The organism is Thermopolyspora sp. NPDC052614, from assembly GCF_040678635.1.
Lineage (GTDB): Bacteria > Actinomycetota > Actinomycetes > Streptosporangiales > Streptosporangiaceae > Thermopolyspora.
Genome location: NZ_JBFATZ010000003.1, coordinates 166,643 through 189,724, shown reverse-complemented (window position 1 = coordinate 189,724; position 23,082 = coordinate 166,643). Strand labels below are relative to the sequence as shown.

Below are 23,082 nucleotides of genomic sequence, written 5' to 3'. Positions count from 1 at the left end.
CTCGTGGGAGCGGGGTTAAGGCGAGGTGCGGCGTGTGTGGGTGGTGTGCTGTGGGATTCGGTGCGGCGTGGTTAGCGGGGGGTCAGGGGGAGGGCGGCCTGGACCGTGTAGCCGCCGCCGGGGCGGGGGCCGGTGGTGAGGGTGCCCTTGAAGAGGGCGGCGCGTTCGCGCATGCCGATCAGGCCGTGGCCGCCGGGGCGGGCGGGCAGGCCCAGTGGGGCCGGGCCGCGCGGGCCGGCGTCGGTGATGGTCAGGCGGAGCTCGGTGGGGCGATATGAGATCTTGATGGTGGCGTCGGTGCTGCCGGCGTGTTTGAGCGTGTTGGTGAGCGCCTCCTGGATGATGCGGTACGCCGACAGGTCGAGTCCGGCGGGCAGCGGGGCCGGGTCGCCCTCGATGTCCACCTTGACGGTGAGGCCGGCGCCGCGTACCTGCTCCACGAGGTCGTCGAGCCGGGCGAGGCCGGGCTGCGGGGTGAGGCCGTCCACCTCGGGGCCGCGCAGCAGGCCCAGCATGCGGCGCAGCTCCTCCACGGCTCCGCGCCCGGTCTCCTCGATGACCGCCAGGGTCTCGCGTTCCTTGACCTGGTCGGGCCGGAGCATCAGGCGTACGCCGCCGGCCTGCATGACCATGACGCTGACGCTGTGCGCGACGATGTCGTGCAGCTCGCGGGCGAGCCGTGTCCGCTCCTCGGCGACCGCCTCCCGGGCCAGCAGCTCGCTGCGGGCGGCGAGCAGCTCGCTGCGCTCGTCGGCGGCGTTCGCGAACTGCTGGTAGCGGCGTACGGCCAGGCCGGCGCCGCCGGCGATCGCCGCCATCACGATCCCGATCGCGTACTCCGCGTTGCTCGTGACCGGCACGCTGATCGCCATGCCGTGCAGGAACAGGGCGGTCAGGGCCACCCCGAGGACGCCGCGCGGGCTGCGCAGCGGCACCTCGGCGCAGACGGTGAAGAAGAAGATCAGTTGCACGTACCACTGCCAGGCGGCCGGATAGCCGTCGTAAAGGAAGATCACCAGAGAGGCGCACCAGTAGATCGTCATCGTGGTCAGCGGCCACCGCCGCCGCACGAGCACCAGCACGGCGGCGGCGACGCCGCCCGCCACCCAGAGCGCGAGGATGGGCCGTTCCGGCAGGTCCGATCCGCCGGTGAGTTCCTCCGTGACGGCGAACGTCCCGACCACCATCGCGATGAGCCAGTCGAGCGGGCGGGGAAAGCGGTTCCGCGACGCGGCCGAGGAGAGGAGGTGACGCCACTTCATGACCCGAGCGTAGGCGCGCCGACCCGGTTGTCACGTCCCTCCGCTGTCGGATTCCCCATCATCCGGGCGGCTGACGCCCGGCGGGTGACGCCCGGCGGGTGACCCTGGACGGCCTGGACGATTCGGTGATCCCTCACCGACCTGCTGGTGGACGGGACGGTCGAGGTGTCCGCGCCCGGCCGGGCCCGCATCGGCCTCGATCCGTACGGCCGCCGCCGGTTCCGGGCGTCCGCACCGGGGGCGGCCCCGGCCGACGCCGCCTCGGCGGAGCGCGACCGGCTCGGCTGAAATCGCAGGTGAGCCGCGTACGCCCGGCGGCGTGGGGCCTGCGGCCGCGCGAGCACCCTGAGACCGCACCCCGACGCGTCCCTGAGCCGTGCCCCAGGGCCGCAGCGGGACGCCGTAGGGGGTGGATCAGGGAGCGGTCCGGCCCATCTCCGATACTTTCGCAGCGCCCCGCGCCCGACAGTGTGAATCATGGGAAGTCACACGGATCCGGGGCTGAAGACGCAGGTCGCGGCGGGGTTGACGGCGATCGCCGCGGGCGCCGCCGGCATGATCGCACTACACGTCGCCGCAGGGCGGAACCCGCTGCGGACCGTGATCAGTGACTATTTCTACGCGCCGCAGGGGTGGCTGCTCCCGGCCTCGCTGACCGCGCTGACGCTCGGCGCGGCCCTGCTCGCGCTGGTGCTGGCCCGCGCCGGCGGCGACCGCCGGGTGGCGCTGCTGGTCGCGGTCTGGGCCGGTTGCATCCTGCTGGTGGCGGCGTTCCCGACCGATCGGCCGGGCGTTCCGCTGTCGCTGTCGGGGGGAATTCACCGCTACGCCGCTTTTGTGGCTTTCATGGTGATGCCGCTGGCCGGGTTGCTGCTGGCGGATAGGACCCGGCACGCCCTGCTGATCCGCGCGCTGAGCGTGACCGCCTTCGCCGCGTTGTCCGCCGTGGTGGTGCCGTACGCGGCGGTGATGCTGGGCCAGAATCCCGTGGGGCTGCCCGCCGGGCTGACCCAGCGCGTCGTGGTGGCGGCCGAGATCGGCCTGCTGCTGGCGATCGGGCGGTACGCGCTCGCGATGCTAGGCCCCGCGGGCGGCGTAGGTGAACGCGTCTGCGCGGATCGTGTAGGAGTCGCGGGTGCTGACGCCGCCGGTCTCGGTGTCGATCTGCAGCACGCGCATGTCCGTACGGCCGCCTTCGGCGATGCGCGAGACGTGCGCCGTGACCTGGTTCTCGCCGGTCCACGTCACGACCTCGGGCAGGTCCGCGCCGTCGAGCCGCACCGGGATGCCCCGCGTGATCGCGCCGGTCTCCAGGTCGTACAGGCGCAGCGCCGCCGTGCCGCCCGAGCCGCTGAAGAACGCGACGGTCGTGCCGTCGGGGGCCAGCCCGTACGGCGCGTTGTCGGCGACGACCCGCGGCGGCCTGACGGCGACCTTGGGCTCGTCGTCGGCGGGGAAGGTGACGAGCCGCGTGATGTCGTCGCCGGAGAGCTCGGCCGCGAGCGCGGACTCGTCGCCGAACCCCTGGAAGGCGAGCGTGCGCGGGATCTCGCCGGGGCCGGCGTCCGGCTCTGACAGGTCGTAGACGAGGGTGGGCCGCTTCCTCGGCCCGCCGGCGACCTCGACCGCGAGCCGGTCGCCCGTCCGGGACAGATAGAGGGCGAGGTCGTCCATGCCGACCCCCTTGGCGGGCGCGTTCGGCACCACGACCGCCTCGCCGCCGAGGCGGCGCACCACGAGGCGGTCGTCGCTCTTGCGGAAGTAGGCCACCGTGGTGCCGTCGCCGCTCACCGCGATGGGGGCCGCCTGCTCCTTGCGGACCTTGCCCCGGGCGTCGCGCGGGGTGGTGCGGGCGTCGGGGAGCCTGACGGTGCCGCCTCCGCGCATCGCCAGCCGCCACCCCCCGCAGGGTCCCCGGGAGCCGCCCTTGAGCTTGCAGGTCTGGACGGCCGCGTACCTGATCGTGTCCGCCGCCGATCGCCCGGCGGCGGACACGGGCGTGGCGAGGGTGCTCAGGATCAGGGCGGCGATGGAGGCGAGGACGGCCGTGCGGGAGAGGGCGCTGTGGGTGGGCTGCATGCTGGTCTCCTGAAGCGTGTCGGCGGATCGCCAATCCTGCGGACGCGGTGCCCGGCCGCCGTCGGCGGGTGAGCGCGCCGTGACCGTCGGCCGTGAGAGATCATCCCGGCTTTTCCGTGCTTTTGGGTACGCCATCGGGCACCTTGTGGATCACGAGCGGGTCACGGATGATCGGCGGCGGTCCGGCGTGCCACGATGGGGGCATGAGACGTGACCTGCTCTCCCCGGAGGACCTGGCCGCCGCGCTGCCCGAGATCCCGGAGTGGCGGGTGGAGGACGGGCGGCTGCGCCGTACCGTCACATGCCCGACGTTCCCCGAGGCGATCGAGCTGGTACGGCGGATCGCCGAGGTCGCCGAGGAACTCGACCACCATCCCGACATCGACATCCGCTGGCGCACCGTGCACCTGACGTTGTGGACGCACGACCGGGGCGGGCTGACCGAGTTCGACCTTGAGGAGGCCCGGCGCATCGACCGCCTGCTGGCCGCCTGACGCGCGGGCGGCCTAGGGATCGCGCGCGGGGAGATCGCGCGTTGAGATCGCGCGTCCGGGAGATCGGGCGCCGGGGGATCAGGTGTCGGCGGCGACCAGGTCCACGGCGAAGCGGGCCGCGCCGACCAAACCGGCGTCGCCGCCCAGCACGGCCCGGTCCACCCGTACGGCCTTGACGAAGTCCATGTGGGCGTGCTCCGCCACCTTGCGGCGTACCGGGGCGAACAGCACCTCGCCGGACTCGGCCACGCCTCCGGCGATGACGACCCGGTCGAGGTCGCAGATCGCCGCGACCGTGACGATCCCGGCGGCGAGCGCGTCCGCGCCGCGCTCGAAGGCGGCCAGCGCGATCGGGTCCCCGGCGCGGGCCGACTCGGCGAGCTCGCGGGCGTCGGAGCCCTGCCAGCCCTGCTCACGGGCCCATCGGGACATCGCCGGGCCCGCCGCGAGCACCTCGACACAGCCGCGGGCCCCGCAGGGGCAGGGCGGTCCAGCGGGATCGACCACCACGTGCCCGAAATGACCGGCATTTCCGGTCGATCCCGGGTACGGCTCGCCCCGCAGCACCAGCCCGCCGCCGATGCCGGTGGACACGACGATGCCGAGCAGCGCGGTGCTGCCGGTCCCGGCGCCCCGCCAGTGCTCCCCGGCGGCCATCGCCACCGCGTCCCCCACCAGCACGGCGGGCACGCCGGGGACGGCCCGCCGGATGCGCGCCATGAGTGGGAACCCCCGCCAGGCGGGGATGTTGACCGGGCTGACCGTGCCCGCGACCGTATCGATCGGCCCGGCCGAGGCCACCCCGACGGCGGCCGGGGGGCGCTCGTTGACCAGCGGCGTGATCAGTTCGATCAGCGCCCGGGCCACGTCGTCGGCGTCGGTGGAGCGGGGCGTGGCCGTACGGCCCCGGCCGAGTACGGCCCCGTCCCGGCTCACCAGCGCCGCCGCCATCTTGGTGCCGCCGATGTCGATCGCGAGCACCGGCGCCGCGTCCGGCGGCGGAGGCGGCGCTGGCGGATCGGAGGCCGGCGGATCGGACGTGGGCGGATCGGACGCCGGCGGCATGGACGAGGGCAGGGGAGAAGCCGTCACGACGCGGTCCCGGGGGGTGTCGTCGCCGGATTCGGCGGTTCGCGGCGTTCGCGCATCAGGGTTCCCTCCCGGAGCAGGCTGGTGAGGTGGGGAGCGTAGGCGGCGTGGAAGACCAGTGAGGCGGCGCCGATCGCGGCGGCGTCGGCGGCGATGGGGGAGATCTCCACCGCGACGTTGCGCAGGCTGCGGGCGATGGTCAGGGAGCCGATCGCGCGGGCGATGGTCCGCCGGTAGACCTCCCCGGCCTCGCGCAGCGCGGGCCCGCCGAGGATCAGCAAATCGACGTCGAGGATGTTGATGATGCCGACGGCCGCGACGGCGAGGTGCCCGGCGACCTCGCCGATCACCTCGCTCGCGAGGGGGTCGCCGGCGGCCGCCGCGGCGCAGATCTGGGGGTGGCCGACGCGGCGGGGGTCGCGTTTCCAGGCGGCGGCCAGCCTGCCGGTCCCTCCGGCGGCGAGACGGGCGTGCGCGGCGGCGACGATCGCCTCGGGGCAGCACAGCGCCTCCACGCAGCCGCGGTTGCCGCAGTGGCAGCGGGGGCCGTCGGGCGCGACGGTGAGGTGCCCGAACTCGGCCGCGTTGAGCGTACGGCCTCGGTAGATCTGGCCGTCGAGCAGGAGCCCGCCGCCGACGCCCGAGCCCAGGTACAGGTAGGCGAAGCTCGGCGCGGACCGCCCCAGGCCGCTCCATCGTTCGCCGATGGCCGCGGCGGTCGCGTCGTTGTCGATGGTCACCTGGAACCCGGTGGCCCGTTCCAGCATGAGCCGTACCGGAACCCGGCTCCAGCCCTCCAGCCGGGGCGGGCTGAGCAGGACGCCGTCGCGCGGGTCGATCGGCCCGGGGCAGGCGAGCCCGACGCCGAGCACCTTCTTCGCCGGTACGCCCGCGTCGGCGAGCACGCGCCGGACCGCGGCGGCCATCCGCCTGATCACGGCCTCCGGTTCGGGCACGGCGCGCAGGGTGGTGACGGCCGAGGACACGGGACGGCCCGCCAGGTCGGCGAGCACGCAGTGCAGCCGTCCGGGGTCGAAGTGCACGCCGACCGCGTATCCGGCGGCGGGGTCCACTCGCAGGATCGTGCGCGGCTTGCCGCCGCGGGACGGCGCGGAGCCGTCCTCCACCACGAGGCCGTCGTCGAGCAGTCTGCGCACGATGACGGACACCGCCTGCGCCGTCAGCCCCGTGCGCTCGGCGATCTGTACGCGGCTGATGCCGTCGGAGACCTGGATGGCGCCGAGCACGACCGCCCGGTTGTAGCTGCCGAGCCTCGGCAGATTGGTCCCCTGCTGCACACGCGCCATGGTGCCGCAGCTAGGCGACTTTGTAAATCAAAAAGATTTACTTTCTACCCCGGGGTGAGGGGTCCGGGGGGAGTGGTCGTGACACGGACACGCGGGCCGGCAGCGCCTCGTCCTGGGCGGGGATGGTAGGGAAGTCGACGCTGCGGGTGTCCACGCCCCGGCGGGGATCCTCGGCGCCTCGCCGTCGTGCCTCGCGGCGTCGCGTACGCGTCGGGCGTGGCTTTTTCAGGCGGTGGGTCCGGTACAGGGTCCCGTTTAGGGTCCGGTATCGGGTTGGGTACGGCGTGTGATGCCGCCGGGGATCCGGGCGAGCGGCGGGGGCGGCCGGAAGTGTGAGGCGCACTTTGTGTCCTTAATGCAGGACCTTTCCCTTTCGCTCGCGAAGATGCGGCGAATATGGCATGCCAGAAATCAATCCATCGCGGAGCGATCGGTTCCATATGGTGATTCGACCCAGGTTGATGCAGGTTGGCCGGAGGGTGGGCGGACGGCGTGAATCATAGGAGGAATACGTGTTTTCGGCAGGTACATAAGGCCGATAACGACCGTCCCCTAAATGGCGTGAAATGGCGATGACCACGTGTTTGTGTTTGACCATCCGGTGTCTTGTTATATGAGAAAGTCTCTTGATTCCTGGTGAATTGTGATAGTAGTGATGATCTACCCGGAAACGCATGAAAGGTGAGGACATGAAGAGGGTCATCGTCCACAAACCAGGCACCGTACGGCTGAGCGGCGCCGCCAGCGCCAAGCACGAAGCCTGACCGGATAGCAGTGGCGAGGGGGAGCAGGAATGGACCACTTGTGGATCGAGGGCGCGCGGGTACCGCTTGAGGTGCATGCACCCCGCCTGCTCCTCCCCCCGGTGGACGCCGACCGTGGGGCGGGCGGGCCGTACACGCTGGGTGCGGCCATCGCCCGAGCCCTCGTGCCCGCCGCGCTCCGCCACCGGCCCGACCTGGTGATCGCCCACGACATCGAGCTGCGTACGGTCGCCCCCGACCTGCGGGACGCGATCCCCGCCGCCCGCCGCACGGTCGCCGACGAACTGCCGCCCGCCGAACGCATCCTCGTCCACGCCTCCGGCCGCACCAGGCGCATCGCCAACGGCCTGGCCGAATTCGTCCGCGACTACGCGACGTACCTGCGCGACACGCGAATCCCCCACGACGAGGCGATCCGCGACCACGCGTCCTCGGCGCGGCCCGCCGCCCGTCCCTCACCCCCAAGGCCACCGGCGGAGAACGAGGCCGTCGGCGCGGCGGGCCCGTGGACGATCGTCGTGCGCAACGTCCACGAGGCCGACTTCACCGACCGCGAGCTGATCGAGGTCCTGCTGCGCAGGCTGGACCCCGCGCTCGTCACCGTCATCGTCTGCGCCCCCACCGCGCGGGAGCTCCTTGAGCCCCTCGCCACGGCGCTCACCACCCGGGCCCGCCGTCTCCCCGGCGCCGCCGACGGCGACGGCCCCGCCGCGTCGCGTACCGGCTCGGCCGGACACCGGTGGCAGGGCGGTCCGGCGCTGCCGTACCCGGGCGACCGCCGCCTGGACGAACTGACCGGCGAGGAACTGCGGGAGGCGGTGGAGCGGTGCTTCGAAGCCGGCTGCCATCACGCCGTCGCCGAGCTGGGACGCCGTGCGCTCGCCGCCTGCGAGCCGGGCGCGGAGGGCTGGTGGCGGCTGGTCCACCGCACCGCCACCGCGCTGGCCTCCACCGAGCGGGAGGAGCAGGCCAGGGAGCTGCTCGACCAGGTACGGCGCGTAAGCCTCGACCCGGCCGAGCACGCGGCGGCGGCGTACTCCACGGGCATGCTGCTGATGCGGCACCACGATCCGGCGCGCCGGGACCCGCAGGAGGCGCTGGCCTGGGTCAACCAGGCGATCGCCATCTCCACGCTGCTTCCCGACCCGGCGCTGCGGGCCTTCAAACTCGGCTTCGACCTCAACGGCCGCGCCCTGATAGAGATGCGGCTCGGCCGGGTGGAGGACGCCCTCGCCCTGGTCGAGCGGGCGATCGCGCTCGCCGACGAGGGGCTCGCCCCCGGGCGGCACCCCATCCACCGGCTCGTGCTGCGCGCCAACCGCGCACAACTCAAGATCATGCTTGGCCGGTTCGACGAGGCGCTCGGCGATCTGGACGCGGCGATCGCCGCCGACCCCTGCTACCCCGACTACTACATCGACCGGGGCAACCTGCTGTACCGGATGGGGCGCGCCGCCGACGCGCGGGCCGACTATGAGACCGCGATGCGTGTGGGGCCGCCGTTTCCCGAGCCGTACTACAACAGGGCCGAGATCCGCTTCGCCGAGGGCGATCACGAGGGCGCCCTCGCCGACCTGGGCCACGCGCTCGAACTCGACCCCGGCTTCGCCGACGCCTACATCAACCGGGCCGGGCTGCTGGTGGCGCTCGGCGAGCACGAGCGGGCCAGGGCCGACGCCGAGCGCGGGCTGCAACTGGCCCCGGCCAACCCCTATTTGCTGTGCGTCCTCGGCCAGATCGAGATGGCGGGCGGCGGGGACGCCGCCGAGCGGGCTGAGCGGGCACGGCACGCCTTCGACCACGCCCTGCGCCGCGACCCGCTGCTGGCGTCCGCGTGGGCCAACCGCGGCATCCTCGCCTTCGAGACGGGGGACGTCGACGGCGCCGTACGCGACCTGACCCGCGCCCTGGAACTCACGGGCACGGACGAATCGGGCGATACGGCTCCGCTGCTGTTCAACCGGGCGGTGGCGCTGCGCGCCGCCGGACGCGAACGGGAGGCGGTGGCCGATTTGACCCGCGCCCTCGAACTCGCGCCCGACGACGAGGACGTACGGCGCGCCCTGGCGGTCGGTTGACCCCGCTCGGGCGGCGTAGCCGGTCAGGAGGGGCCGGTCGGGAAGGAGAGCCCGTCAGGAGGGGGAGCCGGACTTCCGGCGGGTGAGCAGCGGCTGGACGAACCAGGCCCAGCCGCCGAACAGCGCCAGGCCCGCACCCAGCACGGCCGCCAGCGTACCGACGTACAGGTAGTCGACGACCAGCACCCAGGCGGACGTCATCGAGATCACCAGCGCGACGCCGCCGAGGATGCCGTACACGTTGGAACGCCGGACCAGCGGCTCCTTCACGCCCTGGCGGAACAGGATGCGATGCTGCGCGGCCGGGGCGATGTAGCAGATCGAGGCGATGGCCGCGGCGGTCAGCGCCACGATGTACCACATGCGGTCCACTTCGCTGAGGCTCGCGAAGTTCGGCGAGAACGGCACCGTGAGCAGGAACGCGAACAGCACCTGGACGCCCGTGACCGCCACGCGGAGGCCCTGCAGCAACTCTACGAAGTTGCGGTCGGCGCGCTCCTCGGGGCTCTCCTTGCGGCCCGGCGCACCGGTGCCGGGCTCGATAGACATGACCATACTCATCTCCCGGCATCACGCGTTCCCCGGCTGAACCGGGGACGGACGATCGGCTGAGACGGCGGCGCGATGTCCGCAGCAAACCGTGGCGCCTCAGCTCGCTTGGGAGACTCCTCTGCCCAGGAACGATCAGGGTAAACGTCGTAAAAAGGGGCCGTATCAGGCACTGTGGACGGCGGCGGCCGAGACGATGCCGACGAGGCGTCCGTCGGCCATCGTCACCACCACCACCTCGGCCAGGCCGCCGCGGTCCATCTTGTGGCGCAGGGCGCCGACCTCCTCGCTGGGCCGTACGGTGGAGACCTCGACCCGCATGACCTCCTCGGCGCGGGCGTCGGCCGAGACGCCCTTGAGCTCCTGGTCGCCGATGACGCCGAGCACGACGTCCTGCTCGCCGACGACCACCGCGACGCCCGCCGGGTCGGCGGCGACGCGCGGCTCGACGCCCGAGACGGCGTCGCCGGCCGAGGCGATCACCGGGTCGTGCCGGACGATCCGCGACACCAGGTCCGCCTCGCCGACATAGGGGAGGTCCGCCGACAGCCAGTCCATCTTCCCGGCGGCGTAATCGAACACGTCCTGGAAGCCGAGCCGTTCCAGCAGCCGCGCCGCCCGCGGGCTGCGATCGCACAGCCAGTCGTGGCAGTAGACGATGATCGGCCGCGCCTGGGTCAGCCGGTCCGCCGCCGACGCGCCGAACTCCTCCAGCGGCAGGTGGGCCGCCTGGGGCAGATGCGCCCACGCGTACTGCGGAAGCGGCAGCACCTCCACGAGCTGGGCCTCATGGCTTTCCAACAGCCCCTGTACGGCCCAGCGGTCGATGACCTCCACCATGCGGTAGCCGTACCCGCCCGGTCCGGCCTCATGCGGGACGGCGCGGTATCCCGCGGCGCGGACCGGAAGCGCGGGGTCAGTACGGGTTGTGCGACCGTGACTCGCCCGAGCGGGTGAGCTTGAGCACACCGGCGACGGCGACGGCGATCAGGCCGAGGATCAGCACCCACTTGAGCACGTTGAACAGAAAGCCGAGGACGGCTCCGAGAATGAAGAAGCCCACCACGGCGGCGACAGCGATCAGAAGTATTCGTCCCATGGCTCCACGGTACGGCCGCTGCCTGCGGAAATCGCCTGTCCGGCGGCAACCTCAGGGACAAGTCAGGGACGTACCTGAGCCGTCTCGGGGTGCTCTCGGATGCTCTCGGATGTTTCGGCGGGACTGCGGCGGGGGTCGGGCATAGGTGATTCGGGCAACTTTCGGATCAGTCCGATCCGGAGGCGGGCCGCCCGCGTAGTAGAGAGGGGAGGGCGGTGGTTTCCAGGCCAGGAAAGGTTGGTCCGGGTGGATTTAGGGGTACGGCTCGCCGACAGGTACAGCCTGGAGGAGCGAGTGGCGAGCGGCGGAATGGCCGAGGTCTGGCGTGCCTGGGACGAAGTGCTGGCCCGTACCGTCGCGATCAAACTGGTGGGCGCGAGCGGGCGCCGGGGCATGGCCTTTCGCCGCCGGTTCCGGGATGAGGCGAGATCGGCCGCGGGTCTCACCCATCCCCGGGTGGTGACGATCCACGACTACGGCGAGACCGAGGACGGGTTCGGGGCGCGGACGCCGTACATCGTCATGGAGTTCCTCACCGGGGAGACGCTCGCCGAGCGGCTCACCCGCGGGCCGCTGCCCGTGGCCGAGGCGGCGCGGGTGTGCGGGCAGGTCGCCGAGGCGCTCGCCGCCGCCCACCGGGCCGGAATCGTGCATCGGGACGTCAAACCGGCCAACGTGTTCCTCACCCCGGACGGGGTCAAGGTGCTGGATTTCGGGATCGCGCGGGCGATGCGCGGAGAGCCGGTGTTCTCGGCGCCGTTCGTCTGGCCGGGGCCGTGGGAGGCGGAGGAATTCACCACGCCGCTGGATATGGCGCCTTATCTCGCGCCGGAGGAGGACGGCGACCACGCGGTCGAGCCGTCGGCGGACGTTTACGCGCTCGGGGTGGTGCTGGCCGAGTCGCTCACCGGGAGGCGGGAGCCGGGCGCGGCGATGCCGCCAGGGGTGCCGGCCTGTGTGGCCGACATCTGCGCTCGCTGCCGTTCGGCGGACCCCAGGCTTCGGCCGTCGGCGGCGGAGGTGGCCCGGACACTCGCGAACAGTGTGGCCGGGGCGTCGGGCGTGTTGGACGCCGGGCCGAGTGTGTGGGCCGGTTCTGGTGGGTCCGGCGTGCCGGGGGGCTGCGAGGGCGCGGTGGCTGGATCGGTGCAGAGGGCGGCTTCGGGGGAGAGCCCTGCCTCGGTCGCGCAGACGAATTCGCCCGGGGATTCGGCCTCGCCGTCCGGGTGCGTGGCGGAAGGTGCCTTGGACTCGCTTTGGCCCGCCGCCGAGGCGGACCGGGCTTCGACGGGGCGTGCGGCCTTGGCGGACGAGCATCCGGCTGCGGTTGGGCGTGCGGTGTCGGCTGCTGAGAGGCCGGTTGTGACCGCTCGCTCCGCCTCGGCTGAGCGAGCGGCTTCGGCTGCTGAACGAGCCGCTTCGGGTCGGGACACGAGCCTGACCGATGGTCCGGGCTCCGCCGGGGAGTCGCCTTACCGACAGTCGCCTCCGTCCGGTCGGTTGTCCGTGGCCGGGCCGGGTTCTGGGCGACCGTTCGCGGCCGAGGAGGTGGACGACGGTACGGGCGCGCGGACATCGCCGTACTCGGTTCCGATCATCGAGGTCCACGGCCCCTCCGAGTCGGTCGAACAGGAGGTGGCGGGGGACGCGCGCGGTGGACGGAGGCCGGTGGGCGGCCTGCTCGCGGTCGGCGGTCTGGTGCTCGCGGTGACCGCCCTGCTGGTCGAGGTCTTCGTTCTGATGGATCCGCCGCAGGAGCGCCGTGACCTCGGGGCCCGGTCCGTTTCAGCGGCGGCGGGACAGAGCGGGTCCGGGGCCTCTTCGGGGGGCGAGATCGCGTCCGGCGGGGCGGGCGCTGGGATGGACGTGGAGAGCGGCGCCGGTGGCCGTCCCGGCGTACCGGACGAAACCGGGTCGTCGGACTCGGCCGCGAGCCCTTACCCCGCGGGTACGGCCGCCGACGAGGCCGGAAGCACAGGCCCGGGTTCCGCCGCCGGGACGAGCCCCGAGGCGGAACCCGCCGCGACCGACCGCCCCCGCGCCGCCGCCGAGACGATCAGATCCCTCGGCCAGATGGCGTCGGTCGTCGATCAGGGGTTCGCGGCGGGGGAGATTCGGTCCGACGTCGCCGTCGACTTCAACAACCTCGTCACCAACCTGCGCAACGACCTCATGACAGGCTCGCGCGTCGAACTGGGTGTGCGCGTGGCCGACCTCCGCAGCAAGATCTACACCCGGCTGCGGGAGGGCGCGCTCAGCCATCGGTACGCCGAGGTCCTGAACGACAGCCTGCCCTCTCAGGTCGGGGAGTGACCAAGGTTTGATGGCGCTTGGCGGGTCTCGACGCCGTGGGCCACGGCGACACCGCGTACGTGGTGACCGAGTGGTGATCGGCGAGTCGCTGGTCGGCCTGCTTGCGGGCGGGCCCCTTGAGCCCGAGCGGGCGGCCGGGCTCGTCGCCGAGGCGCTGGCGAACGCCCACGAGGCGGATTTCCCCACCTGCCGCCGACGCCCGAGCGCCTGGGGTGGACCTGGGAGCGGCACCGTGAAGGTGCTCGGCCTCGCCCTCGACGCCTGGTGGCCGGTGCCCGGATCCGGCCCCCTGAGTTCGTTCGTCAGAGGACCTAATGCCGAAGCCGCCAGTGCTTCGCCGATCTGGTGCTTCTGGATACTGCCAGGGCACGCCGGTGTAGGGCGCTGGCCGGCGCCACGCGAACCTTACCCGCCTCGTGAACGTTGCCTGGTGGCCGGTGCCCGGATCCGGCCCCCTGAGTTCGTTCGTCAGAGGACCTAATGCCGAAGCCGCCAGTGCTTCGCCGATGCGGTCATTCTGGGTGCTGCCAGGGGCTGACCGACGCCACGCGTATCTTGCCCGCCTCGTGAACGTTTGTGGTCGCCGCACCCTAGGCGAAGAAGATCGTGGCGTGATCGGCGATCGGGTGGTAGCCGAGGGCCTGGTAAATCGAATTCGAGGTGGGGTTGGCCAGGCCTGTGAAGAGCAGTACCTCCGTCGCGCCCGCTTGGAGGGCTGCCTGGGAGGCGGCATGGGTCACGGCCGCGCCGTACCCGCGTCGTCTGTGCTCCGGAGGCGTGTAGACCATTCCGACCCGTGACATCTCGGCGATCGGGATGGAGAACCCGGCGACGGACACGGGCCCGTCGTCCTCCCACACCATTAGTTCGCCTTGCTCGATGCGGTATCTCACATGCTCACGCGGATTCGCGTCCCGTCCGGGGGCGTCGGCCTCGTCGACGAAGGCGATGAACCATTCCGTCAACATGTCCAGGTCTTCCGGCCGGGCGCGGCGGGCACGTCCGGAGGCGGTGGGGTCGGACAGCGTCCCGAGGCGATAGAGGCGCTCATCCATCCGCCTGACGGGTGCCTGCTCCCACACGTCGGCGAACGCGGTGACCTGATCGGCGGGACCGGAAACGCTGGGGAGCTTTCGGGTACGCAGCGCTTCGGCCAGGGGCCGTACGTATTCAACGGGGAAGTCGAGGAGCACGAGCGGGTTCAGCCCGGTGTGCAGGACGAAACCCCGCACATCGCTGTCGTCTGAATCCTCATCGGGGGTAAGCCAGCCGAACATCGCTCCATCGGTCCACAGGCCACCGCGGCACCGATTGAGCGTGGTCAGGGCGATGGTGTTATTCACCGGGTCGCGCAGCAGCCACTCTTCGGCGGCCTTCGGAATTTCCGCCGTGTCGCTCGTGAAAGACCATCCCATGAGTTGAGTCTGTCGAAGATGCCTGCGGGCTTCCACGTATTAATCTCGCGACCCCCACCACATGATCCCTGCCGTGCCGTGCCGTGCGTTCGTACGGCCGATCTTGTCGGCGTGGTCTTCTTCGTGCGATCACCGAATGCGCTCTTCCACCGGGCTCTTTCGACGGGCGCCTTCGCCGATGAAGCGACGCGATGGGAACGGCGCGCCGCCGCAAGGCGACCCAGGATGCCCTGCGGCGGCGCTGATGTCCTCCTTTCTAATTGCTAACGGCGTCCGGCGTTACTGGTTCAAGGTGCAGGGCGCGAGGACCTCCAACCCGATGGGGCGCGCGGCGCTGCGTCCGATGGCGGTGGCGATGCGGTTGATGGTGGCGACGCGCTTGTCCTCCAAAGGGCCGAGGATGGCGTTCTGCACCAAGTTGGGGCCGCCTTGGCCGACGGTGTTGACGATGCGCTGATTGGCTTCGGCGATCTGGGTGTCGAGAAGTCGGAGACTGCGGTCGACTTCGGCCTGCGCGGAGGCGGGGATGTCGGGGAGTTTGTCCGCCACGGTGGGACACTTCACCGTCGAAGTCGTGGCGGCCGCCGCCCCGCCGCTATTGGGGTTGCTGAACTGCACGCTGCCCGTCTTCTCCGGCGCGCCGACGGTCAGGGTGGCGAAGGCGATGCCGGCTCCTGCCGCGCCCACGGCGAGCACGCTCAGAACGGGGATGAACGCCCGACTCCGGCGGCCTTGCTGCATTCCACACTCCTTTCGGAGTCAAGATCGACTGCCACGTCACGTGGGCCCGGTGCCGGAAGCGTCTCGGGCGCCGCATCGTCAGGAGGTACGCCACTCATCCGGAAATCGTTCGAAGGCGACCGAAGTTAATCCCGGCGAAGTTGTGAACCGAATGCCCTTTCGCTCCCCGGCGATGGGTTTTCCTGGTTGGTCGCCCCTTTCCGCTGGTCGCGCTGAGAGGCGAAGGCCCGGGAACGCGTTATCCACAGAACCTGGTTCGGCCCGGGTCGGGGAGGAGGGTGGGGCTAGTGTCGCGGGCATGGCTTCGACCGAGACACCCGAGCGCATTCTCATCCGGATCCGCAAACTGCTTGCGGTGGCCGAGCACCCCAACACCTCCGAGACGGAGGCGGAGACCTATATGGCCCAGGCCATGGCACTCATGGCCAAGTACGGGGTCGAGCGTGCGCTGCTGGCCGATGAGGGGCGGGCGGCCGACGTGGTCGATGTGTCGGAAATCGAACTGCGCGCGCCGTACAAGGTGGAGAAGAGCATGCTGCTCAACGTGATCGCGATGGCGTTACGGTGCCGGGTGGTGACCAGTCGCCGCTTCTGTGAGGCCGACGGCCGCTACTACCAGATCGCACGCGTGCTCGGCTTCGGCGCCGACCGGGAGCGGGTCACGATGCTGTTCGCGTCCCTGGTGGTGCAGATGTTCGCCGCCCTGGCGCGTACGCCGGTGCCCTATGGCGTCGCCGCGGTCACCTTCCGCAAGGCGTTCTGCCACGGTTACACGGTACGGATCCGGGAGCGACTGACGGCCGCCGAGCGGCACGCGGCGAAGGAAGCCGGTGTGACCTCCCCTGGCCGCAGCGCGGAACTGATCCTCCGAGATAGGGAGCACCAGGTGGATGCCGAATTCGCCAGGAGATTCCCCACCGCCAGACGCGGCCGTTCCTACCGCCGCTCCTTACAGGGAGCCGCCGACGGCGCGGCAGCGGCGAACCTGGCCGACCTCGGCGGCACCAGGCTGTCCGGCGACGACAGACGTGTTCTCACCAGAGGGGGTTGATGGTGAGTGCGGGGGCCACTGAACGCCACGAGCAGAACAGTGCGGCGGCCGAGGTGGGTGGTGCTGGGCGGAGACGGTGGGGCCGGCCGGGGAAGTGGGGGGTTGAGAGGCGCTTCCCCGGCCGGCCGGTCGTTGGAGGCGTGGATCAGCCCAGACCGGACCTCATGGCGGAGATGAGTTCACCGTTGGTCGTGTCGCCGCTGAGTTCCCAGAAGAACGCGCCGCCCAGACCTTGGTCCTTGGCGTAGTTCATCTTGCCGTTGATGGTGCTGGGGGTGTCGTAGCTCCACCACTGGTTGCCGCAGTAGGCATAGGCCGTGCCGGCGACGGTCCCGGTGGCCGGGCAGCGGGTCTTGATGACCTTGTAGTCCTCGACGCCCGCCTCGTAGGTGCCGGGGGCCGCGCCCGTGGCCGAACCGCCGGGGGTGCTTTGGGTGACTCCGGTCCAGCCGCGGCCGTAGAAGCCGATGCCGAGCAGGAGCTTGCTGGCCGGAACGCCCTTGCTCTTCAGTTTCTGGATCGCCGCGTCCGCGTAGAAGCCCGGCTGCGGGATGCCGTTGTAGGAGGTGAGCGGGGAGTGCGGAGCCGTCGGGCCGGTCGGGTTGAACGCGCCGAAGTAGTCGTAGGTCATGACGTTGTACCAGTCGACGTACTGGGACGCGCCGCCGTAGTCGGCCGCGTCGATCTTGCCTCCGTTCGTGCCGTCGGCCGTGATCGCGGCGGTGACCAGGTTGTTCTGCCCGAAGCGGGCGCGCAGCGCCGCCATCAGGTTCCGGAACGCCGCCGGTCCGCTGCTGTCGCAGCTCTGGCCGCAGGCGTTGGGGTACTCCCAGTCGATGTCGATGCCGTCGAACACGTCCGCCCAGCGCGGGTCCTCGACAAGGTTGTAGCAGGAGTTGGCGAAGGCGGTCGGGTTCGCGGCGGCCTGCGTGAAGCCACCGGAGTAGGTCCAGCCGCCGAACGACCAGAGGATCTTGATGTTCGGGTACTTCTGCTTCAGCTTGCGCAACTGGTTGAAGCTGCCGCGCAGCGCCCCGGTGTCCCAGGTGTCGGCCACGCCGTCCACGCTCTCGGCCGCGCTGTAGAAGCGGTCGTAGTCGGCGTAGGAGTCGGCGATGGCGCACTGCCCGTTCGTCACGTTGCCGAACGCGAAGTTGATGTAGTTCAGCTTGGCGGCCGAGCCGCTGGTGTCGATGTTCTTGACGTGGTAGTTGCGCCCGTAGACGCCCCACTCGACGAAGTAGCCGAGGATCTTCTTGCCGCCTCCGCCGTTCGCGCTGCTCGTGGTGGCGCTGATCTGGTTGCTTTCGCCGGAGAGGTTGTTGGCGGCGTCGCGTGCGCGTACCCGGTAGGTGTAGGTGGTGGAGGCGTTGAGGCCGGTGTCGGTGTAGGTGGTTCCGGTGACGGTGGTGATGAGGGTGCCGTTGCGGTAGACGTTGTAGCCGGTCACGCCGACGTTGTCGGTGGAGGCGTTCCAAGCCAGCGAGACGCTGGAGGAGGTGACGCCGGTCGAGCGCAGGTTCCCCGGAACGCTCGGCGCCGTGGTGTCATCGCCGCCTCCGCCGCTGGTGGTCGCGCTGATCTGGTTGCTTTCGCCGGAGAGGTTGTTGGCGGCGTCGCGTGCGCGTACCCGGTAGGTGTAGGTGGTCGAGGGGTTGAGGCCGGTGTCGGTGTAGGTGGTTCCGGTGACGGTGGTGATGAGGGTGCCGTTGCGGTAGACGTTGTAGCCGGTCACGCCGACGTTGTCGGTGGAGGCGTTCCAGGCCAGCGAGACGCTGGAGGAGGTGACGCCGGTCGAGCGCAGGTTCTCCGGAACGCTCGGCGCCGTGGAGTCGCCGCCGCCGTTGCCGCCGGTGACCGCGATCGCGGCGACGGCCGCGTAGTTCGCGCCGCCGTTCATGTTGAACTGCACGTTGAGCTGCCCGTCGCTCACCGTCGTGTTGAAGGTGCGGTCGCAGGCGGTCATCCGGCCGCAGGTGGCGAAGATGTCGAAGCCGGTGAGGACCGTCGTGCCCTCGATCCGCACGTCGAACTTGCGGTGCCCGGCGGCGGTGGCCCAGTCCTCGACCATCTTCAGCGTCACCTGGTAGGCGCCGTTCGCCACGTCGAACTTGTAGCCGGACCAGCCGTTGAAGAGGTTGTAGCTGTGATAGAGCGTGTCATCGCTCGTGCCCGCGATGTCGCCGCTCGGATTGCCCGAGCCGTACAGCGTGTCGTACCCCCAGTTGCCGTCGCTGTAGGCCTTGTCGGCGGACCACGCCTTGCCCGCGCCGTCGGTAAACGCTGCCCCGCCCGCGTTCACCAGCACGGGAGCCGCCACCGCCGCTTGGGCGGTCGGCGCGAACACGACGGCGGGTGTGAGAGGAAGTAGCAGCGCCCCCGCTGCCGCTAGAAGTCTGGAGACGACCTTTGATCTCAATGTGCTGCTCCACGTCCCGTGAAGAGAGAGGCGAAAAGGAAGAGATGTGAGGGGAGGGGGGTGTCCCTTTCCGGGGCCGGGGAACGCGCCGGAGATGTCCTCGACGGCGTGCGTCATACGGCCTGAGCGGGATCCCGGAAGCTGGGGGATCGTTCGTCGGGGTGGGTCGAAGGGGGGCGCTCGCGGCATTGCGGCTTCCTACCTGCTTGTTGCTGCAAAACTATTAGGAAGCTTTCTTGTTAATTGTGCTGTGAAACTTACTCCCTGTCCGGCCCTCCGTCAACATCACGAGCGAAACTCGATCACGCCCGCCCCGCCGCCACCGGCCCGCCGCGAGGAGCCGACGTGACGACCGGTACGGCACGCCGGAAGGCCGCGAGGAGGCCGCGAGAAGGTTCGGAAAGGAAACGCCCCGGGTGGGGAGCCCGGGGCGTTCGGATGTCCAGAAGGTCAGTCGTTGGCGTGGAGGGCGGCGTTGAGGGTGATGCCCTTGCCCTCGCGCTGAATGGCCTCGACAGCGCCGGTGACCGAGTCGCGGCGGAACAGCAGGCCGCTGGAGCCGGACAGTTCGCGGGCCTTCACCACCCGGCCGTCCGGAAGACGCACCTTGGTGCCCGCGGTGACGTACAGGCCCGCCTCGACGATGCAGTCGTCGCCCAGCGAGATGCCGATGCCCGAGTTGGCGCCGAGCAGGCAGCGCTCGCCGATGGAGATGACCTCCTTGCCGCCGCCGGACAGAGTGCCCATGATCGAGGCTCCGCCGCCCACGTCGGAGCCGTCGCCGACGACCACGCCCGCCGAGATGCGACCCTCGACCATCGAGGCACCGAGCGTCCCTGCGTTGAAGTTGACGAAGCCCTCGTGCATCACGGTGGTGCCGCTCGCCAGGTGGGCGCCGAGCCGTACGCGGTCGGCGTCGGCGATCCGTACGCCGCTCGGCACCACGTAGTCGACCATGCGCGGGAACTTGTCCACCCCGTAGACGGCGACCTGACCGCGGCGGCGCAGGCGCAGGCGGGTGGCCTCGAAGCCCTCGACCGCACAGGGGCCGTGGCTGGTCCACACGACGTTGGCCAGCTTGCCGAAGATGCCGTCGAGGTTCAGCCCGTGCGGCCGGACCAGACGCGCCGACAGCAGGTGAAGACGCAGGTAGACGTCGTGCGTGTCGGCGGGCGCCTCCGACAGCTTGGCGATGCCCGTGTGGACCGCCACGACCTCCACGCCCCGGTCGGGGTCCGGCCCGACCAGCCCGGCCAGGTCGCCGGCCTCGTCGGCGGAGAGTATGCGCGTGCCCGTGGACGGCGGCTCGCCCAGTGTGGGAGACGGGAACCAGGTGTCCAGAACCGTGCCGTCGGCCGCGATCGTCGCCAGGCCGACGCCGTACGCCCCAGTGATGGATGGATCGATGGCTGTCACGAAGGACAACGGTACCCGCCGTGACGTGCCGACGAATTCAGGGGCGGGCGGAGAAGGAGCACGAACCGGAACCCGACACGGGCGTACGGTCCGGTCGCCGCGGAGGCGACCGGTAGACGGCCCTTCACGGTGTACGGCCGCCGGAGTCCTCTGGGTGCGGCAGGTCGTGAGATGCGGCGGGAGCGGGGGCCGAAGCCGGATCGGGAGCCATATCTCCGATTGCCCGGCATTGAGACTGGTGCCGACGCCGCTGCCTTTTGTGCCGGTGACGCGTTGGGATGGGTCGGTTCCTCTGATTTCCGGCCCCATAGAGTGACAGATCGGGCTAGTGGAGGGAGAGAGCGTGGTCACGGCGGTGGTGTTCGACGTCGGCGAGACGTTGATCGATGAAACGCGGATCTGGATGCGGTGGGCGAAGCGGCTGAACGTGCCGGGGGGCACCCTGCTGGGGCTGATCGGGGCGATGGTCGCGACGGACCGGCCGCTCGCCGACGCGTTTCGACTGGTCCGGCCGGGCCTGGTGCTGGAGGACGAGATCTCGGCCTGGGAGCTGGAGGACCCCGACGGCCTGCGGGTGAACTTCAACGCCGACGACCTCTACCCGGATGTGCGGGACGGCCTGTCCGCCCTGCGATCCGCCGGATACCGGCTGATCATCGCGGGCAACCAGCCGGTGCAGGCCCGTGACGCGCTCGCCGCCATGGACCTCCCCGTCGAATCCATCCACACCTCCGAGGGCTGGGGCGTCGCCAAGCCCGACCCCGCCTTCTTCGACAAGGTCACCGCCGTCACCGGCTGCCCGCCGGCCGACATCCTCTACGTCGGCGACCGCCTCGATAACGACGTCCTCCCGGCCGGACGCGCCGGTATGCGTACGGCCCTGCTGCGCCGTGGCCCCTGGGGCTACCTCCATGCCGCGCGCCCCGAGGCCGCCCAGGCCGACCTGCTCGTCGACGACCTTCGCGACTTGGCCGCGGCCCTCGCCGACCGCTCCTGACCGTCGGGCCCGCCGGAACGCCAGGCTCCTTCACGCCGGGAAACTGGGAAAACCGGGAAAATGTGGCATCGGGCGTTCCACCGGCCGATGGCGCCGATTCCCGGCGAAGGCGGCGCCCGGCGCGGGCCGTACCCTGCGACGGCGTCGCATCCCACCTGCGGGCATCTCTCGCTACCGACCGTGACCGTGCCGGGGAATCATGGGAGCGGTGGAGAGGACGGCGGGAGGCAAGGAGGCCGACGTGACCTTGGTCGGTCCGGAGGCGGTCAAGATCGTCTGGCGGCTGTACGACAACCCACGTGCCGCCGCACAGGCCAGAAGGCTGGTACGGGACGTCCTGCGCACCCTGCCGCTGCCCGACGCCGTGGTGGACGACGCGGTGCTCATGGTCAGCGAACTGGTGGGCAACGCCGTACTGCACGGATCGCCGCCCTTCGAACTCGACCTGCGCGTGGGTGACGGCGAACTGCACGCCGAGGTCCTGGACGCGGGATCCGGCGGCCCGCGCCCACGCGACGCCGGCTCCGAGGCCGAGCACGGTCGCGGCCTCGGCATCGTCGCGCAACTGTCCGGCGGCCGGTACGGCTGCCGCCCCGCCGCCTACGCCACCGAACGGGACCGGTACGGAAAGGCTGTCTGGTGCGCCATGCGAATCGAGTCCTTCTCCACCGCCGACCCGTCTCCCGCGGTCTCCCGTTAGCGGGCGGTGACCCGGAAACCCCGTGCGCACGACGGCCGCCGTCTGCGAAGGTTGCTCCATGGCTGAGGCGACCACCGTGCGGGACGTGGCAAGCCTGGTCGCCGTGGCGCGGCGAGGCGAGCGGATCAAGTACCTGATGTTCTGGGGCCACCGGCCGCCGCGTTCCGGCGGGCTCGGCCCGGGCTGCCTGTCCCAGTGGTGGCCGTCGGAGTTCACGGTGGACGGCGTACGCTACCGAACCGCCGAGCACTTCATGATGGCCGGCAAGGCGCGCCTGTTCGGCGACGAGGAGATGGAGCGGGCGATCATCGAGGCCGGGCACCCCGAACAGGCCAAGGACCTGGGCCGGCGGGTACGCGGTTTTGACGAGGCGACGTGGAGCGCCGCCCGGTTCGACCTCGTGATCCAGGGCAACCTCGCCAAGTTCGGCCAGGATCCCGGGCTGCGGGACTTCCTGCTCGGCACCCGCGACCGGGTGCTGGTCGAGGCGAGCCCTGTGGACCGCGTCTGGGGCATAGGACTGGCCGCCGACGACGAACGGGCCGAAAACCCCGAGCAGTGGCGGGGTCTCAACCTGCTCGGCTTCGCCCTGATGGAGGTACGGGAGACGCTGCGGCGCGCGAGCCTGGCGTGAACCCTTCGCTCGGCTCGCCGGACCGACCGATCATTCCCGTCGGCGGGGTCGGCGACTCCGGAGCCGAGGCACAGGGCTCGTGACATGCGCAGATGAGAGTCTTCTCATCGTGGTCTCATAATCGTCTCCTTGCGAAGGGCCAAAGTGGGCGGCATGAGACGTCACGGGCCCCTGATCGTGATAGCCGCCGGAGTGGCGCTGGCCGCGTTCATGATGGTCGGTTTGGTGTGGGCGGCCTCCGGCGGCGAGCCGGAACTGGGCGGCCCCATCGTGGTGTCGCCGCCGTCGACCGCCGGATCGGGGAAGACGGCCTCGGCCTCGCCGGAGCCGTCGCCTGTGGAACCGTCCCCCGAGCCGACCATCGAGGAGTCGGCCACCGGAAAACCGACAGCGGGGCCGCGGACGCCCGGGGGCGCGACGCCAGGGGCGTCCGAAACCACCCGCCCGGAGGGCGGCTCGCCGGAGCCCCAACCGTCGGCCACCCCCAAGGCGACCAAATCCCAGGCACAGCCGGTCAAACCGCCGCCGCCCCGGCAGGGCGGCGATGACGACGACGGCGACGACCGGGACGACTGGGACGACGGCGGCGATGATGACACCGGCGACGACGACGGTTAGAACGACGACGGTTAGGACGACGGCGATGACGGCTGATCGGCGACGCACATGCGGGTG

General features: G+C 71.0%; 20 protein-coding genes and 1 pseudogene. 10 read left to right on the top strand and 11 right to left on the bottom strand.

The genetic code is table 11. The features are described from left to right. Positions 1 to 71: 71 nt before the first annotated feature. On the bottom strand, positions 72 to 1,262 hold the full coding sequence (locus AB0K60_RS07490; protein ID WP_364049667.1) for a sensor histidine kinase: 1,191 nt from the start codon (positions 1,260 to 1,262) through the stop codon (positions 72 to 74). Between the two features lie 147 nt (positions 1,263 to 1,409). On the opposite strand from AB0K60_RS07490, the gene AB0K60_RS07485 reads away from it, so the two are divergent. Both AB0K60_RS07485 and AB0K60_RS07480 read left to right on the top strand, forming a co-directional pair. Continuing rightward, positions 1,410 to 1,550: a hypothetical protein gene (locus tag AB0K60_RS07485; protein ID WP_364049665.1), complete on the top strand. Its 141-nt coding sequence runs from the start codon at positions 1,410 to 1,412 to the stop codon at positions 1,548 to 1,550. Between the two features lie 189 nt (positions 1,551 to 1,739). Further along, positions 1,740 to 2,309 (top strand): annotated as a pseudogene (locus AB0K60_RS07480) (DUF998 domain-containing protein); the annotation flags it as partial. Positions 2,310 to 2,339: 30 nt separating this feature from the next. Here AB0K60_RS07480 and AB0K60_RS07475 read toward each other — a convergent pair. Beyond that, positions 2,340 to 3,341 carry a hypothetical protein gene (locus AB0K60_RS07475; RefSeq protein WP_364050642.1) on the bottom strand — a complete coding sequence of 334 codons (1,002 nt, stop codon included), beginning with the start codon at positions 3,339 to 3,341 and terminating at the stop codon, positions 2,340 to 2,342. A gap of 203 nt (positions 3,342 to 3,544) precedes the next feature. Between AB0K60_RS07475 and AB0K60_RS07470 the strand changes: the two genes are divergently transcribed. After that, a complete protein-coding gene (locus tag AB0K60_RS07470) occupies positions 3,545 to 3,835 on the top strand; it encodes a 4a-hydroxytetrahydrobiopterin dehydratase (protein WP_364049663.1) in 291 nt (96 codons plus the stop codon). Positions 3,836 to 3,913: 78 nt separating this feature from the next. On the opposite strand, the gene AB0K60_RS07465 is transcribed toward AB0K60_RS07470, so the two are convergent. Further along, positions 3,914 to 4,927, bottom strand: a complete 1,014-nt coding sequence (locus AB0K60_RS07465; RefSeq protein ID WP_364049661.1) for an ROK family protein — start codon at positions 4,925 to 4,927, stop codon at positions 3,914 to 3,916. Continuing rightward, positions 4,924 to 6,222, bottom strand: a complete 1,299-nt coding sequence (locus tag AB0K60_RS07460) for an ROK family transcriptional regulator (RefSeq protein ID WP_364049659.1) — start codon at positions 6,220 to 6,222, stop codon at positions 4,924 to 4,926. The genes AB0K60_RS07465 and AB0K60_RS07460 overlap by 4 nt, the downstream gene beginning before the upstream one ends. Positions 6,223 to 7,024: 802 nt before the next feature. On the opposite strand from AB0K60_RS07460, the gene AB0K60_RS07455 reads away from it, so the two are divergent. Then, on the top strand, positions 7,025 to 9,073 hold the full coding sequence (locus AB0K60_RS07455; protein WP_364049657.1) for a tetratricopeptide repeat protein: 2,049 nt from the start codon (positions 7,025 to 7,027) through the stop codon (positions 9,071 to 9,073). Positions 9,074 to 9,127: 54 nt separating this feature from the next. On the opposite strand, the gene AB0K60_RS07450 is transcribed toward AB0K60_RS07455, so the two are convergent. The 3 genes from AB0K60_RS07450 to AB0K60_RS07440 form a co-directional block, all read right to left on the bottom strand. Continuing rightward, complete coding sequence (locus tag AB0K60_RS07450; protein WP_364049655.1) at positions 9,128 to 9,622, bottom strand: DUF6328 family protein; 495 nt, start codon at positions 9,620 to 9,622, stop codon at positions 9,128 to 9,130. A 165-nt stretch (positions 9,623 to 9,787) separates the two neighbouring features. Further along, positions 9,788 to 10,462, bottom strand: coding sequence for a rhodanese-like domain-containing protein (locus AB0K60_RS07445; RefSeq protein ID WP_364049653.1), 675 nt, complete (start codon positions 10,460 to 10,462; stop codon positions 9,788 to 9,790). Between the two features lie 76 nt (positions 10,463 to 10,538). Continuing rightward, positions 10,539 to 10,721 (bottom strand): hypothetical protein, encoded by a 183-nt coding sequence (locus AB0K60_RS07440; protein WP_364049651.1) that lies wholly within the window; start codon positions 10,719 to 10,721, stop codon positions 10,539 to 10,541. A 246-nt stretch (positions 10,722 to 10,967) separates the two neighbouring features. On the opposite strand from AB0K60_RS07440, the gene AB0K60_RS07435 reads away from it, so the two are divergent. Then, positions 10,968 to 13,034 carry a protein kinase gene (locus tag AB0K60_RS07435; RefSeq protein WP_364049649.1) on the top strand — a complete coding sequence of 689 codons (2,067 nt, stop codon included), beginning with the start codon at positions 10,968 to 10,970 and terminating at the stop codon, positions 13,032 to 13,034. A 590-nt stretch (positions 13,035 to 13,624) separates the two neighbouring features. Here AB0K60_RS07435 and AB0K60_RS07430 read toward each other — a convergent pair. After that, positions 13,625 to 14,485 carry a GNAT family N-acetyltransferase gene (locus AB0K60_RS07430; protein ID WP_364049647.1) on the bottom strand — a complete coding sequence of 287 codons (861 nt, stop codon included), beginning with the start codon at positions 14,483 to 14,485 and terminating at the stop codon, positions 13,625 to 13,627. Positions 14,486 to 14,728: 243 nt separating this feature from the next. Then, positions 14,729 to 15,190 carry a hypothetical protein gene (locus AB0K60_RS07425; protein ID WP_364049645.1) on the bottom strand — a complete coding sequence of 154 codons (462 nt, stop codon included), beginning with the start codon at positions 15,188 to 15,190 and terminating at the stop codon, positions 14,729 to 14,731. A gap of 298 nt (positions 15,191 to 15,488) precedes the next feature. Here AB0K60_RS07425 and AB0K60_RS07420 point away from each other — a divergent pair, with 298 nt between their 5' ends. Continuing rightward, on the top strand, positions 15,489 to 16,241 hold the full coding sequence (locus tag AB0K60_RS07420) for a DUF2786 domain-containing protein (protein WP_364049643.1): 753 nt from the start codon (positions 15,489 to 15,491) through the stop codon (positions 16,239 to 16,241). Between the two features lie 145 nt (positions 16,242 to 16,386). On the opposite strand, the gene AB0K60_RS07415 is transcribed toward AB0K60_RS07420, so the two are convergent. Together AB0K60_RS07415 and dapD are read right to left on the bottom strand one after the other, a co-directional pair. Then, complete coding sequence (locus AB0K60_RS07415) at positions 16,387 to 18,588, bottom strand: glycosyl hydrolase family 18 protein (RefSeq protein WP_364049641.1); 2,202 nt, start codon at positions 18,586 to 18,588, stop codon at positions 16,387 to 16,389. 522 nt (positions 18,589 to 19,110) lie between these two features. Further along, a complete protein-coding gene (gene dapD, locus AB0K60_RS07410; protein WP_364049639.1) occupies positions 19,111 to 20,076 on the bottom strand; it encodes a 2,3,4,5-tetrahydropyridine-2,6-dicarboxylate N-succinyltransferase in 966 nt (321 codons plus the stop codon). A gap of 343 nt (positions 20,077 to 20,419) precedes the next feature. Here dapD and AB0K60_RS07405 point away from each other — a divergent pair, with 343 nt between their 5' ends. From AB0K60_RS07405 to AB0K60_RS07390, 4 genes are all read left to right on the top strand, one after another. Beyond that, positions 20,420 to 21,073 carry an HAD family hydrolase gene (locus AB0K60_RS07405; protein ID WP_364049637.1) on the top strand — a complete coding sequence of 218 codons (654 nt, stop codon included), beginning with the start codon at positions 20,420 to 20,422 and terminating at the stop codon, positions 21,071 to 21,073. Between the two features lie 241 nt (positions 21,074 to 21,314). Then, entirely contained in the window at positions 21,315 to 21,773 is a 459-nt protein-coding gene (locus tag AB0K60_RS07400) for an ATP-binding protein (RefSeq protein WP_364049635.1), read from the top strand. A gap of 58 nt (positions 21,774 to 21,831) precedes the next feature. Next, positions 21,832 to 22,407 carry an NADAR family protein gene (locus tag AB0K60_RS07395; RefSeq protein WP_364049633.1) on the top strand — a complete coding sequence of 192 codons (576 nt, stop codon included), beginning with the start codon at positions 21,832 to 21,834 and terminating at the stop codon, positions 22,405 to 22,407. A 153-nt stretch (positions 22,408 to 22,560) separates the two neighbouring features. Further along, on the top strand, positions 22,561 to 23,025 hold the full coding sequence (locus AB0K60_RS07390) for a hypothetical protein (RefSeq protein WP_364049631.1): 465 nt from the start codon (positions 22,561 to 22,563) through the stop codon (positions 23,023 to 23,025). The last annotated feature ends 57 nt before the right edge of the window (positions 23,026 to 23,082 follow it).

Coding starts and splice junctions, on each gene's coding strand:
- AB0K60_RS07390 (WP_364049631.1), top strand. CDS start 22,561: ATGAGACGTCACGGGCCCCTGATCGTGATAGCCGCCGGAGTGGCGCTG.
- AB0K60_RS07490 (WP_364049667.1), bottom strand. CDS start 1,262: ATGAAGTGGCGTCACCTCCTCTCCTCGGCCGCGTCGCGGAACCGCTTT.
- AB0K60_RS07445 (WP_364049653.1), bottom strand. CDS start 10,462: ATGGTGGAGGTCATCGACCGCTGGGCCGTACAGGGGCTGTTGGAAAGC.
- AB0K60_RS07475 (WP_364050642.1), bottom strand. CDS start 3,341: ATGCAGCCCACCCACAGCGCCCTCTCCCGCACGGCCGTCCTCGCCTCC.
- AB0K60_RS07425 (WP_364049645.1), bottom strand. CDS start 15,190: ATGCAGCAAGGCCGCCGGAGTCGGGCGTTCATCCCCGTTCTGAGCGTG.
- AB0K60_RS07420 (WP_364049643.1), top strand. CDS start 15,489: ATGGCTTCGACCGAGACACCCGAGCGCATTCTCATCCGGATCCGCAAA.
- AB0K60_RS07470 (WP_364049663.1), top strand. CDS start 3,545: ATGAGACGTGACCTGCTCTCCCCGGAGGACCTGGCCGCCGCGCTGCCC.
- AB0K60_RS07440 (WP_364049651.1), bottom strand. CDS start 10,721: ATGGGACGAATACTTCTGATCGCTGTCGCCGCCGTGGTGGGCTTCTTC.
- AB0K60_RS07450 (WP_364049655.1), bottom strand. CDS start 9,622: ATGTCTATCGAGCCCGGCACCGGTGCGCCGGGCCGCAAGGAGAGCCCC.
- AB0K60_RS07455 (WP_364049657.1), top strand. CDS start 7,025: ATGGACCACTTGTGGATCGAGGGCGCGCGGGTACCGCTTGAGGTGCAT.
- AB0K60_RS07395 (WP_364049633.1), top strand. CDS start 21,832: ATGGCTGAGGCGACCACCGTGCGGGACGTGGCAAGCCTGGTCGCCGTG.